The sequence below is a fragment of the Cohnella sp. genome, from assembly GCF_041641335.1.
In the GTDB taxonomy this organism is placed as follows: domain Bacteria; phylum Bacillota; class Bacilli; order Paenibacillales; family Paenibacillaceae; genus Cohnella.
The window spans coordinates 1-17599 of record NZ_JBEPYQ010000125.1 but is presented as its reverse complement, the minus strand read 5'-3'; the positions used below and the strand labels follow the sequence as shown (position 1 = coordinate 17599).

Below are 17599 nucleotides of genomic sequence, written 5' to 3'. Positions count from 1 at the left end.
CGAGGAGTACGCCGCCAGCAGGACGTAGCGCTTCGCCGAAGCAGCCTCCTGTAGCCTTACCGAGCGGAACGCCGGAACCTTCTCTTTCCGGTGCAATCCCACAATAAGATGGCCGAGCGACTGAAGGTCCGCGTCGTAGCTGATCTCCTGCTTCTCGTTCTCCTGATGCTCCAACTGCTGCAGCGCCGAGCGCTCTGCATCGAGCAAGTCGATGGCCTTGGTCAGCGTTTCGCGAATCTCGTCCCGGCTGAACGGCTTGAGCAAGTAGCCGACCACCTTGGCGGAGATGGCTTCCTTCATGTATTCGTAGTCGGAGTAGCCGCTGACGACAATGATTTTCTTGCTCGGATAGTTCGTCTGAAGCGTCTGAAGCAGCAACTTGCCGTCCATCTCCGGCATTCTCATATCGGTGATGACAATGTCCGGGTCGGCGCTCCCGAGCAGAGCCAGAGCGTCCTCGCCGTTGTTCGCCTCGCCGGCGAACTCGAGTCGATCGCCGAAGTCGGCGGCGCGAATCTTCTTCAGCATTCCGCGCCGGATCAAGACCTCGTCGTCCACGACGATATATTTATACATAACGCGACACCTCTAATCCAGGATAGGCACGTTGAGAACGACCCTCGTCCCTTTGTGCAGCTCGCTCTCCAGCGACAAGCCGTACTCGGGGCCGTAGTAGAGGGAAATTCTCGAATGCACGTTTTTAAGCCCGATGCTCCGCTTGTCGCGGTGGCCGAGCTCGCTGAAGGCGGGCGGCTCGCTCAGCAGCGCCCGCAGCTCCTGAAGCTGCTCCGGCGACATGCCGACGCCGTCGTCCGCGATTTCGAAGACGATGCGCTCCTCCGCGCGGAATACTTTTACCGCGACGGTTCCCTTTTTCCTGGTGCTCTCCAGACCATGGTACAGCGCGTTCTCGACGATCGGCTGCACGATGAGCTTCAGCACCTTATAGGATGGCAAATCTTCCTCGATCTCGAGGCGGAAGTCGATTTTGTCCTCGTAGCGGATTTTCTGAATCGTCATGTAGTTGCTGACGTGCGCAAGCTCGTCCTCGATCGGGACCAGCTCGCTCTCCGTCTTGATGCTGTAGCGGAACATGTCTCCGAGCGCCTTCGTCATGACGGCGATGCTCTCGACTTCCTCGATCTCGGCGATGCTGTTGATCGACTCCAACGTGTTGTACAGAAAGTGCGAGTTGATCTGCGCCTCCAGCGCTTTCATCTGCGAATCGAGCGTAATGAGCCGGTTCTGATAACTCTCTTTGATATATCTGTCGATGTCCTGAATCATTTTGTTGTACTCCGTGTACAGCACGCCGATCTCGTCCGTCCGCTCCAGATTCTTTTTCACCGTGACGAGGCTGAGAAATTTGTTTTTCCGCATCGTCTTGCTGAGGTCGATGATCGGCTTCGTAATCAGGCTCGAGAGCAGAATGGAGAGAAGCACGAAAATCACCGCGCACGTGACCGCGATATAGATTAGCAGCCGCTCGGACACGCCGTATTGCTTGTACAGCTCCGGCAGGCGAATCGAGCCGACGATTTTCCAATCGTTGTCGGGAAACGGCTTCACTACGGCCAGCGTCCCGTCCGCCGTCTCTTCGGAGGCTTCGCCCGGATGGGCGGCGATCCAGCCGTTCAGCGGCTCGGGCAGACGCTCTCCGATTCGCGGCGTTGCGGAGTTTTCGTACAGAATCTTGCCGTTGCCGTTAACGAGGAACATGCTCGTAATATCGGGGACGATATCTTTGTCGATGCCTTTGAAAATATCGAGCCCGCAGTCGAGCATCAGCACGCCGAGCAGCTGCCGGGTATCGGGATCGTACAGCGCGCGGGAGAACGTAATGGACGGCCTGGCGTTTATGATGAATTCCTTCGTATCGGCATCGCTGATGTATAGGCCTCCGTTTTTCACCAGCGTTCGTTCGTACCAGTCGTCGCCCAGCGGGCTGTAGTCGACCTTGAGATCGGTGCTGATGCCGTAGCTGATCGACCGCCCGTCCGGAAGGAAAATGTAGATGCCGTTCAAATACGGATTGCCGAGCATGAGATTGTTGAAAAAAAACAGCATGTTGGTGCGCGCCAGGAAAAAGTCGTACTGATCGGCGTTCGGATTGTTAATCAGCTTGTTCAGCTCCTGCGACACCGTCACCGCCCCCGGGCGGGTGGTGAACTGCTGGAACGACAGCGTAATATGGTCGATGTTCTGGAAAATGTGGTCGATCCGCTCGACGGCGTTGTCGATCGTGCCGGTCGAGACGAGGGATACCTGCTTGGCGACAAGACTCGTGTAAGCGTTATAGGAAATGAGCGTCACGATAAAAATGGGAATGATCGAAATGCCCAAAAAAACGAAAAACAGCTTGTTGCGAATGTTGCGATTAACCATCTCGAGTCCTCCGAAGGGGCGGCATATCTAAAAATAGCATACCATGATTGCCGGAAGCCATACAAAGGGGCAGAGCGTGTTCGCCTAAAAATAGTGCACCCGATTCGCCAAAGTTAATGTACCGTCCGGGGAGGTATGATAGCATCGAACAATCGTCCGCGACGGACGATCGAGAGAAAGGTGATTTCAATGACTATTCCCGCTACTATGAAGGCGGCCGTCATGACCGAGCCGCGCCGGATCGCGACCGAAGACCGGCCGATTCCCGAGCTCGGCGAGCACGAAGCGCTCGTCAAGGTGATGGCGGTCGGCGTGTGCGGCTCCGACATCCACTATTTCGAGCATGGCCGCATTGGCGGCGCGATCGTCCGCTATCCGATGATTCTCGGCCATGAATGCGCCGGCGAGGTTGTTGCCGCAGGCAAAGGGGTTACTCGGCTTAAGCCGGGCGACCGGGTGGCAATTGAACCGCAGACCACCTGCGGACGCTGCCCCGCCTGCAAATCGGGCAAGTACAACCTGTGCCCGGAGGTTGCGTTTTTCGCGACGCCGCCGATCGACGGCTCGTTCGCTCAATATGTGAAGATGCGCGAAGACTTCCTGTTTCCGATTCCCGACAGCTTGAGCTACGAAGAAGCGGCGCTGATCGAGCCGTTCTCGGTCGGCATCCACGCGGCGAACCGGACCGGCCTTAAGCCGGGGGACTCCGTGGCGATTATGGGTATGGGACCGGTCGGATTGCTCGCCGTGGTGGCGGCCAGAGCTTACGGCGCCAGCCGGATTTACGTCACCGATCTGGAGCCGGTCCGCCTGGAGGCGGCCAAGAAGCTGGGCGCCACGCACGCGATTAACGTTCGCGAGCAGGATGCCGTCGAGACGATCAAGGCGCTAAACGGAGGCTCGGGCGTCGACGTCGCTTGGGAGACGGCCGGCAATCCGAAGGCGCTGCAATCGGCGCTGCTGTCGCTGAAGCGGGGAGGCAAGCTGGCGATCGTCGGCCTGCCGGTCCAGGCGGAAATCCCGCTGGACATTCATTTCATCAGCGACCATGAGGTCGATATTTACGGCGTGTTCCGCTACGCCGGCACGTATAAGGCGGGAATCGAGATTCTGGCGTCCGGCATCGCCGACGTTTCCGCGCTCATTACCGATCGTTATCCGCTCGGCCGGACGCAGGAAGCGATGGAACGGGCCATGAACAACAAGAGCGAGAGCCTGAAGGTGATCGTCTATCCGAACGAATAAGGCTGAGGGAGAGAAGATAGCATGACGGAATTCAGCGTTCGCTCGTTAACTTGCGAATATCGGGAAGCTTTGCTCGGAACCGCGGTGCGGGTACCGCGATTAGGCTGGAAGCTCGAATCGGACAGAAGAGGCACGGTCCAGACCGCATTCCGGATTCAGACCGCGGAGTCGGAGGACGGCTTCGACGCGCCGCTCTGGGATTCCGGACGGGTCGAAGGAGATCGGTCCGTGCTGGTGGAATACGGCGGACCGGCCGTCCGTTCGCGGACCCGGTACTATTATCGGGTCAAGGCGTGGGACAACTACGGCCGCGAGACGGGCTGGAGCCGTACCGGCTGGTGGGAGACCGGATTGTTGTCGCCCGAAGAGTGGAAGGCGGAGTGGGTTACCCCCGATCCGGAGGCGATCGATCCGCACGCCAAGGAAGCTTATCTGCTGAGGAAGGGCTTCTCCGTGAAAAAGGGTATCCGCAGCGCGAGAATTTACGCGACGGCGGCCGGCGTGTACGAGCTGTACGCGAACGGCTCGCGTGTAGGCGAGGATGTACTGGCGCCGGGCTGGACGAGCTATCGCGAGCGCCATCAGTATCAGACGTACGATGTCACCGGCCTGCTGCGCGGAGGCGACAACGTCATCGGAATCGCGCTTGGCGACGGCTGGTACAAGGGCGAGTTGACGTGGCTGAGCAAGCGGAACATCTATGGAGACAGAAGGGCGGCTCTGCTCCAGCTTTACATCGGCTATGAGGACGGAAGCGAAGAGTGGGTCGTCACTAACCGCACCTGGGAAGCGGCAACCGGAGCGATTCGGATGTCCGAGCTGTACGCCGGGGAGCTGTACGATGCCCGAATGGCCCGCGAAGGCTGGAGCGAGGCGGGAGGGACGGATGGAGACTGGCACGGGACGGTAGAAGTTCCGCTCGGGTACGGACAGCTCGTGGCGCAGGAGAACGATCCGACCCGCGTCACCGAGACGCTGTCCCCGCAGGCCGTTCTGCGCACGCCCCAAGGGAACAGAGTGCTGGACATGGGGCAGAACCTGGTCGGCCGGATGCGCTTCTCGCTCGACTTGCCGGCGGGCGCTCGCGTCCTTCTGCGTCACGCGGAAGTGCTGGATAAGGACGGCAATTTCTATACCGGCAATCTGCGCAAGGCGAAGCAGACCGTCGAATATATCGCCGGGGAAGCCGGTAGGGTCTCGTACGCGCCCCATTTTACGTTCCAAGGCTTCCGGTACGTGCTCGTGGAAGGGCTGGAGCAGTTGTCGGACGAAAGCTTGAAGAACGGATTCGTCGCCGAGGTGCTGCACACGGACATGGAGCCGACGGGCCGCTTCGAGTGCTCGAACTCGATGGTCAACCGGCTGCAGCAGAACATCGTCTGGGGGCAGCGGGGCAATTTCCTCGACGTGCCGACGGACTGCCCGCAGCGCGACGAGCGGCTCGGCTGGACCGGAGATGCGCAGGTGTTCATACGGACGGCGGCGTTTAATTATCATGTCGGCCCGTTCTTCACGAAATGGCTGCGCGACCTGAAGGCGGATCAGCGCGACACCGGCAGCGTGCCTTACGTCGTGCCGAACGCCCTTGAGGATTACACCTCCACGATGTGGGGAGACGAGACGTATACTTCGTCGGCCTGGGGGGACGCCGCCACCGTCTGCCCGTGGACCGTCTATCTGGTGTACGGCGATCGCCGCCTGCTGGAGGAGCAATACGGCAGCATGAAGGCATGGGTGGAGTTCATCCGCGCGCAGGGCGACGATGAAGTTCTGTGGAACACGGGCTTTCACTTCGGCGACTGGCTGGCGCTGGACGCCCACGAAGGCAGCTATTTCGGCGCCACGCCGGTGGAATTGGTCGCTACGGCGTATTACGCGCTGTCGACGCGCATCCTGCGCGATGCGGCGGCCGTGCTCGGCAAGGACGAGGAGGCCGGGGAGTACGGCCGGCTGCTGGAAGGAATCATCGCCAAATTCCGCGAGACGTTCCTTACGTCCGAGGGCCGGATGGCCGCATCGACGCAGACGGCCAACATTTTGCCGCTCGTATTCGGTCTGGCGGACGGCGAGGACCGGAAGCGGATCGCCGCGGATCTGAACGAGCTAGTCGTTCGGAACGGGCATCATCTCGATACCGGGTTCGTAGGAACGCCGTACCTATGCATCGCGCTATCGGAGAACGGCTATCATGAGACCGCGTTGAAGCTGCTGCTTCAGGATACGTATCCGTCTTGGCTGTACTCCATTACGAAAGGCGCCACGACGATCTGGGAGCATTGGGACGGCATCAAGCCGGACGGCTCGTTCTGGAGCGACGACATGAACTCCTACAACCATTACGCGTACGGGGCGATCGGCGATTGGATGTACCGGTACGTGGCCGGGCTGGACATGGACGAAAGCGAGCCCGCTTATAAGCGGGCGAAGATTCGTCCGGGCTGCGCGAACGGAGAACTGACGTTCGCCCGCGCAAGCTTCGAATCCGCCTACGGGCGAATCGCGTCTGGATGGCGCGCGGAAGGCGGCGACATCTTCGTCGACGTCGACGTTCCGGGCAACGCCGGCGCGGACATTCTGCTTCCGAGCGCGCGGCTGGCTAGCGTAACGGAAAGCGGCTCGGCTCTGGAAGCCGCCGAGGGCGTCCGATCGCTCTCGCAGACGGACGAAGGAGTCCGACTGTCCGTCGGCTCCGGCTCTTATCGCTTCCGTTTTCCGGTGTTAGGGGCAAATTGAATGGGATTGTCCCGTAAGTAAAAAGAGTCGTACAAACAGATGATCGGTGAACGAATGTAAGAGGCATCTATCTCCCTTCCCTTGCTCTATAAGGAGATAGATGCTCTTATTTTTCGTCGATCATCTTGTACGACCCTGTTGATGAGACAGCCTCGCTATTAAGTTATTGAATCGTCACCAATATGATCTGTCCTTCCCAGGCCCATATCAGATAATTGCCCGCTTGCAGTCCGCTGGTGTCGATCTCGAAAGTTTGGGGAACGTTATCTGCATTAATGCGATACACTCTGCCCTGTGCGGCCGCCTCAAATTGCGTTTGACTTCCTAAAGTGCCTTCGGGTACAAAGTACACCGTCGTTGGCTTGTCAGCCGAAAATATGATCTTATCCCCTGCTAGTAACACTGGAGCGTATTCCACAACATTGAGGAGCGCTCCGGCCTTATAAGAAGAAATCACTTCAGCTTCTATAGGCGAGTTGTTTATCTTAAATGTTCCGGAGGCAATTTTCCAATAGTTATTATCCCCAGTGAAAGGCGTTGCGAAATCAACGAATATGCGCCAAAAACCGCTACCGTCGTCCGGTTGCACCGTGACGGTATCATTCTGGTCAAGAGGCTGGTAGGTAGCGCCGCCATCCGTCGAAGTGGAGATCGCGGTCTTCAAGGCGGACGGATCCATATTCAAGTCAATTCCCTGAGATAAATGCAGAGAGACGCCGCTGTTATAACGAATCCCCCGTACAATGGTCAAATTCCGATTAATGGCAAGAGTAGCCGGGTCAGACAAATTACCCGCAGCGTCTGCCGCTACGACTTGAAATTCTCCCTGAGGAATAAGGACTGTTTCTAGGTGTACGGGCGTATTGGCGGTTATCGGAACGGCCATCCCTATCCCTTGCTGTACGAATTGATGAATGGCTTTGCGGCTGGACTGCGATAGGTCATACGAGCTCGGAAGAACATAGACAGTACCGGTTTCTGTACTGCTTACTTGATAGTTATTAAAGAAATCGCGTATACTGACCGTCAACTCTGGCTTCGTCGTATCGTTAGGGTCGACGGTCGTGTTTTTGGCAAGCTTTGCTCCCGTTGCGGCATGAGCCTCGTCAAACTGAAGCAGCTTGTTGTAGACTCCGATCGGATTTCGCTGCTGGTCCAGGAATACAATGTACAAGTACTGATCGTAGATCGTTTCTGCACTGCCGGAATAAAACGAGCTAGTGTCATTCAGACCTGACCAACCGGAAAAATTCCACAAGTTTGCGCTTGCTTTAAAATGATCCATATGCCAAGGGCGCGGTTGCGGTTCATAACCGAAGATCGAGTAGGTATCGGCAACCCCGATGTAACGGGCTGTCTTTAATGATTCTGGTAGCTGCTCTACAGAAATGGTAATAGACCCGCCAGTAGAAAAATCATCCAAGGAAAGCCTGTTCCATTCGTCCAACTCTGCAGTCGTATAAAGACGAACGTCAACACCAGTTATATTTTCAATGACGGGGACCGGGGCCATATTTGGAATATAGTCGCCTTCAGCGAGAACGGAATTGTCCCGCAATACCTTAATGTACAGAGATGTTGGAAAGTCAGGAACAATCGACCAGATTCCTAGATAACAAGATTTTTGGTTGGAAAAGGGCGATTCGTTGCAATCTAAATTGGGTATCGGTTGATCAAATAAGTAGACTTCGACTTTATCTGTTTTCTCGAACGCTTCTGTCAACAACGTATACACCGGTCTATAAATGCCCGCAGGATCAACATATCCGCTGGACTGCACCTTGAAACCTTCCTGAATTGTTCTTACGTAGCGGATACTGAAACTGTACGCTTTGTTATATATGGCGTCACTGCTATGGACAAAAATGTTAATATGAACATCTTCGAGCGGTTTTAGCTTAATATCGATTTCTTTCTTTCCTTTAAAGTCAAACGTGTCTTGTGTGCCGTCCTGGTAGTTTACAGTAGCAAATACACCGGCCCATTCCGATTCCGTAGCGATAGACAGGCCAACAGTCTGCTCCGTGATATCCCGAGGCACGTCCAACGTGTAGGAGAACACCGATTTGGAGAAACCTTCGCCGACAATTGAATTTGTTTCGTCGCGCTGTGTCAGCGTATAGTCCCCGAACGTCAGTTTGGACAAGAACGCGCTGCTGCATAGAGCGGTGCAGACAGCAGGCGGGGTGCCGCCCCCATTGCCACCTCCGGTGCCTCCATCGCCACCGCCACCGCCGCCACCGCCACCGGCGGTCGATCCGCCGGACGCGCCAGAATTGCCAGCCCCGTCCACCTTTTCCGGTTTCGTTTCGAAGCTAGAGCCTTTGGCTCCCTCTTGAACCGTGGCGTTGACGACTTTTCCTTCGCCAATCATTTTCGTTACGGCTTCAAGAACGAGCTGTATGATTTGGGCCTCTTTGCTGAGGTTGATTTCCGCGCCCGTCGCTCCGGAGGCAACCTCCATATTTTGCACCGAGCCGCTTGAAATGCTGACGACGATGCGGGAAGCCAAGACGCTTACGCTTTCGAATTGTCCAGCAAGCTCTACCTTCGAGCCTTCGGGCAAAGCGGGAGACAGCTCTACATCCTTCACGCCGCTGTCTGTCACGGTCGATTCTTCCAGCTTTACGGGAGATTGCACCGTTACCTTCTGAACCGTCGTGGAACCGGAGACCACGATTCGAACCGTGCCTGTCGCTTTATTGACAACGATCTGCACCAGCACGGAATCTTCCAGATGAATCGAGTTTTGACCGCCTCCGGCGACAGTCGTCTTCCCGTCTACCTTAACCTGTTTCAGGTAGACGTCCCCTTCGCCAATCTCTTTGCCCAGCAGCAGATTTCCTTTAATTTCATAGTTAATCAGAGTGACGCCTGCAGCCGCAATTGTGACGTCGCCGTTAACGATCGTTTTTTTGGCGGCGGAGCCGTACACGCCCGGCTTGGATATGACGGTTGTTTCTCCCTTGACCCTCGTTAAGGCATTATCGATCGCTACAATCGCTTCAGCGCGGGTGATCGGCGATAACGGCCGGAAGTTGCCGGCCCTGTCGCCCTGCATAACGGATTGTTCGACGAGAGCAGCGACTTGCTTGCTCGCCCAACCTGCGATCAGGTTCGCGTCCTTAAACATCGACAGATCGGCTTTCGCCGGTCCGTTTAATTGTAATGCGCCGGCAAGCATAACCGCCGCTTCCTGGCGCGCAGTCATGCCGTTCGGATTGACCTTTTGTCTCGAATCTCCCTTTATGTATCCCGCCTGATAGGCTATGGAGATATCTCTGTACCCCCAGTGATTGCTCGCCAAGTCCACGAAGCTGAGCGATGCGGCCTGTTCCTTCAGCCCGAACGCCCGATTGAGGAAGGCCGCGAATTCCGCGCGCGTTACGGGCGCATCCGGCCGTACTTGCCCGTTTCCGTAGCCTTGCAGCAGCCCTTGATCTTTCCACTTCTGCAAGGTCGACATTGCCCAATGGCTGGAACTATCATTTGTGGCTGCGGCAAACGCAGAGCTGGATAAGGATAGCGGCAAAACGATTAACAGAGCAAGCACAAAGCATGTCAAACGCTTGAACCTCATGCGGAAATTCCTCCTATTTTGTCGTTACCTCGATAGTACAAGATTTAACCCGGGAAAGGAATAATTTTCTTATAGAGGTAATGAGTTGGGATTTGCCCGGTTTAGCGCTAAAGTTGCAAAAATACGACTGGTGATTTACATTAAAAGTATAAACGGTGCGCCAACACCGTTCTCCCGCACAACGCTTTGAGTGGGAAGCCTCCAAGCAAGAAAGTAGAGTATTAGAAAATAACCTGTTCCCTGGCGCTAACCTTAGGGCAGGTTATTTTCGTTTAGATTAAGTTAATAGGGAAAGGAATAAGATGGGTTTTGTCGAATTGACGAGAGACGGGGGGAACGATCCCGAATCGACCATCAGTCAGCGCAGAGAGGGCTTACGCCATGGAAATCAAAGGTCTCGACAAGCACATGGACCAACAAAGCTTTCGTCTCCTCAAAGAGAAGGTGAAAGAAGGAAATATCGCCAAACTGGTTCTTCAGGGAAGGGAAATCCGGGTCATTTGCAAAGAGTTGTATTTGGGGACGATTCCGGCCCAATATGGGTTGGATGATCTTGAAAGCTATTCCTACGCCAGAATCGACCAAGTCCTTCCCCGGGCGGTTACGATAGATTACTGGGTAACCTGTATGACCAAAGAGGAAGCTATCGCTTATAAGAAGATCCGCGAGGAAGAGCGGGAACGTAGGAGGCGGGCGCGGATCGAAGAGGAGATCGGTCGCGAAGTGCAGCGTAAAATCCAGCTGGATGAGGAGGAGCGGAGCAGGATGCGCTCCGTTACCCAAACTTTCTATTTTCGGCGTTTGGCTGAAGACTACGAGCGCAAGAGACGGTCGGCCCACACGCCGGTTGTCCATGGAATCTTCAATTTTCTTCTTGGCGTAGACGGCAAACAGCAAAGGGAAAGGCAGTATCAGCAGGACGTACAGCGGCAATTGGATCGAGACTTGACCCGTAATCCGAACGATGAGACGCTGCTTTTACTGAGCCGTTTGAACCGCGAAGGAAAATTGCTGCGTATGCTGGAAACGAAGCATATACCGGAGCGGACGGCCGTACGGGCAGAGGGGATCGAACGGGAAGCGCGCGAGAAGGTGGAGCGGCTGTCCCAGGAAAACGAGGAACGCCGGGCCAAGGAACGAGCGAGGCAGAAAGCCGAAGCGAAACGGAAGGCAAGAGAAGAAGCGAAACAAAAGGTGAGGGAAGAAACCGAGCGCAGCGCAAGGGAAGAAGCGGAGGGCAAGGCCAAGAAAGAAGCCGATTTGAAGTTAAGGGAAGAAGCAGAACGCAGGACAAAAGAAGAAGCCGAGCGGAGAGCGAAAAGAGAGGCGAAGACGAGGGTCGGGGAAGAGATTGAGCAGAGGGGGCTGCTTAATTCGGCCAATGCTGAGCCCGTTTTTTTCAAACCCAAGTCGGAATGGACTGGATGGGGGAGGAGCTACAATTTTGAGCTTAATTACTTAACCGCTACCCGTAAAACGATCCAGAACCAGATCGATCTGACCGAGCATAAGCTTAGCTTCAAATCTCGAAGGGAATGGGGACTGGGCGGGGGAGATATCCATGCGGACAATCTGATCGCCGCGTCGATCGCCAAGCAAATCCCGAAATTACGGAGTGTGTACGACAAACCGTATTTTGCAAGAATTGATTATGAGCTCCAGCGGGGAACGGCAACGGCGGTCACGCATTATATCGGTCACGCAGGCGTAAGCGACGAAGCGAGCTCCGAAGTTCGGGTCGTTTCTTGGACATCCCCGTTAAGCTCTCTGTTCTATCAAAAGAAATTAGGACCGACCGTTTCCAGCGAAGGCCCGGTCACGGTGAGACTTATCCGGCAATTCGAACTGGACGAAGGGCTGCAATATCTCGATCAGGAGTGGAACGAAACGTATTTCGAGTATGACGACCCGATTCTGAGCAAGAGGCTGGCAGCCCATTCCAACGAGAAGATGCGAGATATCGTCGAGACGATTCAGGCCGAACAAGATTCGCTGATCCGGTTGCCCAGAAACAAGTCGATTATCGTGCAAGGCTCGGCCGGCAGCGGGAAAACGACGGTCGCTCTTCATAGGCTAGCCTACTTGTTCTACGAAGAAAGCAAGCTCGATCCGACGCGTTTTATTGTGTTCGGCCCTAATCGCATCTTCCTGAATTACGTGCACAAGGTGCTGCCTAGCCTCGGCGTGGATGGGATCGAACAGAAGACGTTCCAGGAATGGGCGGTCGAGCTGCTGAATATCGGGAGCTTCGTGTTTACCGAGCCGTTCGAGACGATGCAGATCATCGAGAAGAGCGAGCCGTTGGTCGCGAACCGGTACCTGTTGAAATCCAAGATCAAAGGCTCGCTGCCCTTCAAGAAAGCGTTGCTCCGCTATCTCGAGGATTACGAGCAAGCTTGTTTTCCCCAGGACGAGGTGAGAATCGCGATTGACCAAGACGAGGATTATATCGTATCCGTAGAGCAGATGCGGCGTTGGTTTTGCGTGGACTACAAGCATTTGCCGATCGTCAAAAGACGGGAGTTCATTTTGAACGTTATCGAAAGATACGTACGCAGTCTGGCCGAAAGATCGCAGACCTCTTCGAAAACTAAAATCAGAAAGCAGCTTAACGGCTTAAAGTCGAGATGGAAAGAGCCCGAAGCTCTGGAAATCTATTTCGATTTCATGTCGAGCGAGCTCAACTATTCGTATGTTGCCGATTTGATCGATTTGGAGGGCTACAGGTTTCTGTGCCGTCACCATCGCTTCATGAGGGAGAACAACGAGTTGGAATACGAGGATCTGGCTCCGCTGCTGTACATCAAGCAGTACATTTCGGGAGAGATCGGCGCCAGAAGAATTCAAAATAAAGAGATCAAATACGTCAGCTATCAATATGCGGTCATCGACGAAGGCCAGGACTACAGTCCGTTCCAGATCGAGCTTATCCAATCCGTCGTTAGTCCCGGTTCCATCATGATTCTGGGGGATTTGGGGCAGAGCATATTCAGCTTCCGCGGCATACATAGGTGGGACGAGCTTGCCGGCGCGCTTGGAGACAGCACCTACCTGGAACTGCGAACAAGCTACAGATCGACGGTGGAGATCACTTCGTTCGCCGGCCGCTTGATCGAATCGTGGAGCGAAGGGAAGTTTGCGCTGTCGCAGCCGATTTTGCGTCATGGACGCGAGCCGGACGTCTACGAAGAGGCGCCTGCGGCATGGTTGGGCCGAGTGCGGGGCGTGCTGCAAGGAACGATCGACCGAAACTACGGCAATATTGCGTTAATCGTCAAAACCGCAAAAGAGGCGTTGGAGCTGAAGAAGGGTTTGGGACGCGAGGATACGGCAGTATTGTTGGATTCCGCCGACGAGTACGCCGGTGGGATCGTCATCATGCCTGCCTATCTGTCCAAGGGCATCGAATTTGATGCGGTCGTCGTTACTGACGCATCCGCAGGGATTTACGGAGATAACGTCTCCGACAGAAAGCTCTTGTACGTAGCATGTACCAGAGCGTTGCATGAGCTTCACGTCATTAGCAACGGCAAGCTTAGTCCGGCGTTCGCTGTATAGCCGCATTTGTGCGGCGTCATGGCAGCCGACCGTATCGTGCGGAAGCGGATACGGTCGGCTGTTTGGCTGCCGCTAAACCAACACCGAGTCCGTCCGGTACAGATCCGCCAGCTTGACGGCCTGACCGTCTTGAAGCCTCGAATGCTCGGCCGCGAAAGCCATGAGATGGCTCTGCAAGGAGGCGGTGGCCGACGTCAGGCCGTGCGACGGATTGCGGTCGAAGCCGCGCACGTCGCGCAGGAACGAAGCGACCATGCGCTCGTCGCCGCCACCGTGGCCGTCGCCCTCGACGCTGCAGCGAATCTCGACCTGCTCCCCCGTCGCGTAGCGGTACAGCGTGAAAGCCCCCTTGTCCATATCCCCGATAATCTCGCCCTGCGTGCCCATGATCTGAACCCGCCGCGTGCCGCTCTGCGTCAGGCCCGACATGATGAACGAGGCATTCGCTCCGTTCTCGAAAGCCAGATTGACGATCTGATGGTCGACGACGTTGTTGTCGCAGCGATAGACGCAGCGGCCGAACGGTCCTTCGCGGAGCGCCGTCAGGATGCCTTCCTGCGACAGGTCGCTTGTCATGTAGCGGGCCCAGGGATGATGAGGCGGCTGCATATACATTTTCAGCGCGGAGAAGGCGCAGTCCCGTTCGACCTCGCAGCCATCGATGCAGCGCTCGGCCGAGCCTTCCGGAGCGTTCTCCGCGCGGAAGTGCAGCAGCGAGCCGTACGAGCTGACGCCGGTGCACGGCTGATCCATCAGCCACGAGATGAGGTCCAGATCGTGGCACGACTTGGCCAGAATCATCGGACTCGTCTCCTCCGAATTCCGCCAATTGCCGCGCACGTAGCTGTGGATCATATGCAAATAACCGACGTTCTCGGTAAGTTGAATCGTTCCGATCGTCCCCAGCTCTCCGTCCGAGATGCACTTTTTGATTCCCGACCAGAACGGGGAATAGCGCAGCACGTGCGTCACGGCGAGCAGCCGTCTATACTTGAGCGAAGCGCGCTCCAGCCGGATGCATTCCTCCAGGGAGGGCGACATCGGCTTCTCCAGCATGACGTGATAGCCGAGCTCCATCGCCGTCATCGCGGGAACGTAATGCATCCGGTCCAAGGTGCAGACGATCATAATGTCCGCCATGCGGCCGTGCTCGAATGCTTTCTCCCAGGAGTCGTACACCCGGTCGGGGGCGATGCCGTGAATTTCCGCGAACCTGGTTCTGCGCTCTTCGTTCGGCTCGGCTACGGCCACGAATTTCAGCTCGTTGGGGAATTTCTCCGCATACGGTCCGTAAATGTATCTTCCTCTGCTGCCGGCTCCCAGCAATACCGCCGTCAATTGTCTCAAAACGATTCCTCCTTCGTGCACGCGCTATGCGTACCCCAATTGTAAGGGGACCGATCCGGCGGAAAAAGAGATCGTTGCTTACCTTTCATATACATTTATTGACCTGGCCCGGCTAGACGTCTTATTCGTCTGCTTGCTGCACGGTGCCCATCGATTGACGATAAGAGACGGGGGATACGCCGACCTTGTCCTTGAACACCCGATAGAAGGTCGGCAAGCTCTGGAAGCCGCATTCGAACGCGATATCGGCCACCGCTTTGTCCGTCCCCAGCAGCTCCTGCTTGGCGGCTTGGACGCGCAGGAGGGAGACGTAGTCGGAGAAGCGGTATCCTGTCGTCTCCACAAAGGCGCGGCTGATGCGAGGGACGCTTGAGCCCAACTCGTCCGCCAGTTCCGCCAAACTGAGCGGCTCGCGAAAGCGCCGCTCCACCAGAGCGGCCAGCGAATGCGCCTGACGCACCGCCTGCACCATCGTCTGCCGTTCGTCATCGTTAAGCAGATCGCTGTAATGGCGAAGCAGGCGGCCGCACAGCTGAACAAGCGCGCTTTTGGCCATCGCCAAATAGCCGGGGGACTTGTCCCGCAGCTCCTGCGCGATTGCGTGTATCCAGGGCGTAAGCTCCTGCGCAAGCGGAGAGCCGCCGGCGATGTGGTTGCGGAAACGAGTGGAACGGTAGGAGAAAGGCAGCAGAAGGCCGGGGTCCTCGGCCAGCAGCAGCGCCGGATCGAAGTTAATGAACAGATAGCGGCTCGGATCGTGCGGGTCGGATTGAGCGATATGGCGTTCCTCGTTGTTGACGATAAACAAATCCCCGGGACAAGCCGCATAGCTTTTGCTGCCGAAGAAGAAACGGCCTTTGCCCGACAGGCAGAGGCCGACTTCCAGACTGGAATGCATGTGGGGCGACTGGCGATCGAAGGAGGGCGTCCATTCGAAAGCGTTGATCGGAATCGGATGATCGTACGTAATATGCAGCTTCATCGCTTCGATCGCATCCTGACAAGAATCGTAGTATAGGGCAAGTATACAACGTTGCCCGCGATAACGGAACCGCGTTCCGTCGCCGCGACGATCGCGGGGCGGTCTTATTGCTGTAATTTCCGGAAAACCTCATAGCTTCTGCGAGCGCATTCCGAGAGGGCGATCGGGTGGAAGCCGCCGACATCCGCGTATAAAGTATCGTTCAGCGGCTTGATCCAGGTGCCGGGCAGCGCCGCCGCTCCAAGCGACGCGCCAAGGATGGAACCGACAGTGGCGCCGTTGCAATCGGTATCCCAGCCGCCAAGCACGGCCGTCGTAATCCCTTTCTCGAAATCCCCGCCGGAATGAATCAGCGCGGCCGCGCACAATGCGGCGTTATTATTGGTATGAACGCAGTGATAATGCTTGAACTCGTCCCAAATCTTCTCCACCAGCTCCAATTGATCCGACGTATTCTCGGCAATCCGAACCGCCAGCGCGATGTCTTCCGCAAGACGGCTGCGCTTCGGAATTTGGCTTAACCCGATCTCGACGATCCGCTTCACGTCGTTCTCGACGAACGCGGCCGCAATCATGGCGGAGCAGAACATGGCCCCGTAAATGCCGTTCTTCACATGAGAGAAGGAGGCGTCCCGCCGAGCCAGCTCGGCTGCGAGCTCGGGCCGTCCGGCAGCTCCGTACGCGTAGCCGTCCACGCGGATCTGCGCGCCGATCCATTCGCGGTAGGGGTTCAGATAAGAGCGTCCCCAATGGACAAGCTTCTCCCAGTCATCGGGCCGATCGCCGCTAATATGAGAGGTGACTCGGGCAAAATTCAAATAGGTCTGGGCTTCGGCGGTGAATACCTGACCGAACGACAGATGTCGGTGCCACAGCTTGCCGACGTCCCAGGAATCGAAATCCAGGCCGCGTTCCTCCAGCATGAGCAGGCCAAGCGCGGTGTAGCGGATATCGTCGTCCGTTTCCATGAAGCGGATATTTTCCCGGCAGCTGGCCAGACTGCTCCAGCGGGCGATCTCGATGCCGTATTGCGCTTCGGCCGCCGATTCTCCCGGCGTATAGTGGCGAATCGGCCACTGCCCGGCACCTTCGAACCAAAGCTTAATATTGTGCCAGCCAGGTCTGCCGCCAGAGCCTTGCATGAAGGAGGAAGCTTCCAGCGGCTTGCCCAGCGCGCATCCGGCCGCGCGGCCGAGCCAAGCGCCGTAAAACTTGTTGTGCCATTCGGCATCCTCCCACGAACCGGCCGCAATGCGCGGCTGTTCCGGGAGTTCGGCGCGAATCGTCTCCAGGTCGGACGGCTCGATATACTTAAAATCCTCGCTCGGCGGAAGAGCCGTTAATGCGCGATATACGTCCATAATCAGAGCTTCGTCCGTGCCGGCCGCTTCCAGCCGTTCCGCGAAGCCCGATACGTCGCAGCCCTCTTCCCGGCGCTGCCGGATTTCATCCCGAACAATTTCCCTAAGCCCAATCCATTTCGTCATAACCGATTCCTCCCGCAAGCTTTTATGAACCGATTATAACCATCAGGATCGTCCATGGCTTCTCATAAAGCAAAGGGGATATTCTCATTTTTTGCGCGCCGCCCAAGGCCCGTGGTTCGTTTCCGTTTATTGACCCGGCCCGGCGGGCTGGGAACGCGCGGAGCGGAAATCCTGAGGCGTCATGTCGTTCTGTTTCTTGAAGAAGCGAATGAACGCCAGCGCCGAGTTGTAGCCGAGCGCGGCGGCCACCTCGCTTACCTTCATCGAAGTGTTCAGCAGCAT

Annotated in this window: 10 protein-coding genes; 3 read left to right on the top strand and 7 right to left on the bottom strand. The window is 56.4% G+C overall.

All coding sequences use genetic code 11. From position 1 onward, the window contains the following. On the bottom strand, nt 1-576 hold a 576-nt coding region (locus ACESLM_RS27795; protein WP_372637236.1), incomplete at its 3' end, for a response regulator. Nucleotides 577-588: 12 nt separating this feature from the next. Continuing rightward, on the bottom strand, nt 589-2385 hold the full coding sequence (locus ACESLM_RS27790; RefSeq protein WP_372637233.1) for a sensor histidine kinase: 1797 nt from the start codon (nt 2383-2385) through the stop codon (nt 589-591). A gap of 183 nt (nt 2386-2568) precedes the next feature. Between ACESLM_RS27790 and ACESLM_RS27785 the strand changes: the two genes are divergently transcribed. Together ACESLM_RS27785 and ACESLM_RS27780 are read left to right on the top strand one after the other, a co-directional pair. Further along, nucleotides 2569-3630, top strand: coding sequence for an NAD(P)-dependent alcohol dehydrogenase (locus ACESLM_RS27785; RefSeq protein ID WP_372637241.1), 1062 nt, complete (start codon nt 2569-2571; stop codon nt 3628-3630). A 21-nt stretch (nt 3631-3651) separates the two neighbouring features. Next, nucleotides 3652-6363, top strand: coding sequence for a family 78 glycoside hydrolase catalytic domain (locus ACESLM_RS27780; protein ID WP_372637231.1), 2712 nt, complete (start codon nt 3652-3654; stop codon nt 6361-6363). Nucleotides 6364-6526: 163 nt separating this feature from the next. On the opposite strand, the gene ACESLM_RS27775 is transcribed toward ACESLM_RS27780, so the two are convergent. After that, a complete protein-coding gene (locus ACESLM_RS27775) occupies nt 6527-9943 on the bottom strand; it encodes an S-layer homology domain-containing protein (RefSeq protein ID WP_372637228.1) in 3417 nt (1138 codons plus the stop codon). 381 nt (nt 9944-10324) lie between these two features. Between ACESLM_RS27775 and ACESLM_RS27770 the strand changes: the two genes are divergently transcribed. Next, entirely contained in the window at nt 10325-13501 is a 3177-nt protein-coding gene (locus ACESLM_RS27770) for a UvrD-helicase domain-containing protein (protein WP_372637225.1), read from the top strand. Nucleotides 13502-13573: 72 nt separating this feature from the next. Here the strand turns inward: ACESLM_RS27770 and ACESLM_RS27765 are convergent, their stop codons facing one another. From ACESLM_RS27765 to ACESLM_RS27750, 4 genes are all read right to left on the bottom strand, one after another. After that, nucleotides 13574-14848 (bottom strand): Gfo/Idh/MocA family protein, encoded by a 1275-nt coding sequence (locus tag ACESLM_RS27765; protein WP_372637222.1) that lies wholly within the window; start codon nt 14846-14848, stop codon nt 13574-13576. A 121-nt stretch (nt 14849-14969) separates the two neighbouring features. Then, nucleotides 14970-15830: a helix-turn-helix domain-containing protein gene (locus ACESLM_RS27760; protein WP_372637220.1), complete on the bottom strand. Its 861-nt coding sequence runs from the start codon at nt 15828-15830 to the stop codon at nt 14970-14972. Between the two features lie 104 nt (nt 15831-15934). After that, the gene (locus ACESLM_RS27755) at nt 15935-17317 is read right to left on the bottom strand and encodes an ADP-ribosylglycohydrolase family protein (protein WP_372637217.1); all 1383 of its coding nucleotides are present in this window, start codon (nt 17315-17317) and stop codon (nt 15935-15937) included. A 126-nt stretch (nt 17318-17443) separates the two neighbouring features. After that, nucleotides 17444-17599 (bottom strand): helix-turn-helix domain-containing protein (locus tag ACESLM_RS27750; protein WP_372637239.1); only part of this gene is annotated, 156 nt, incomplete at its 5' end.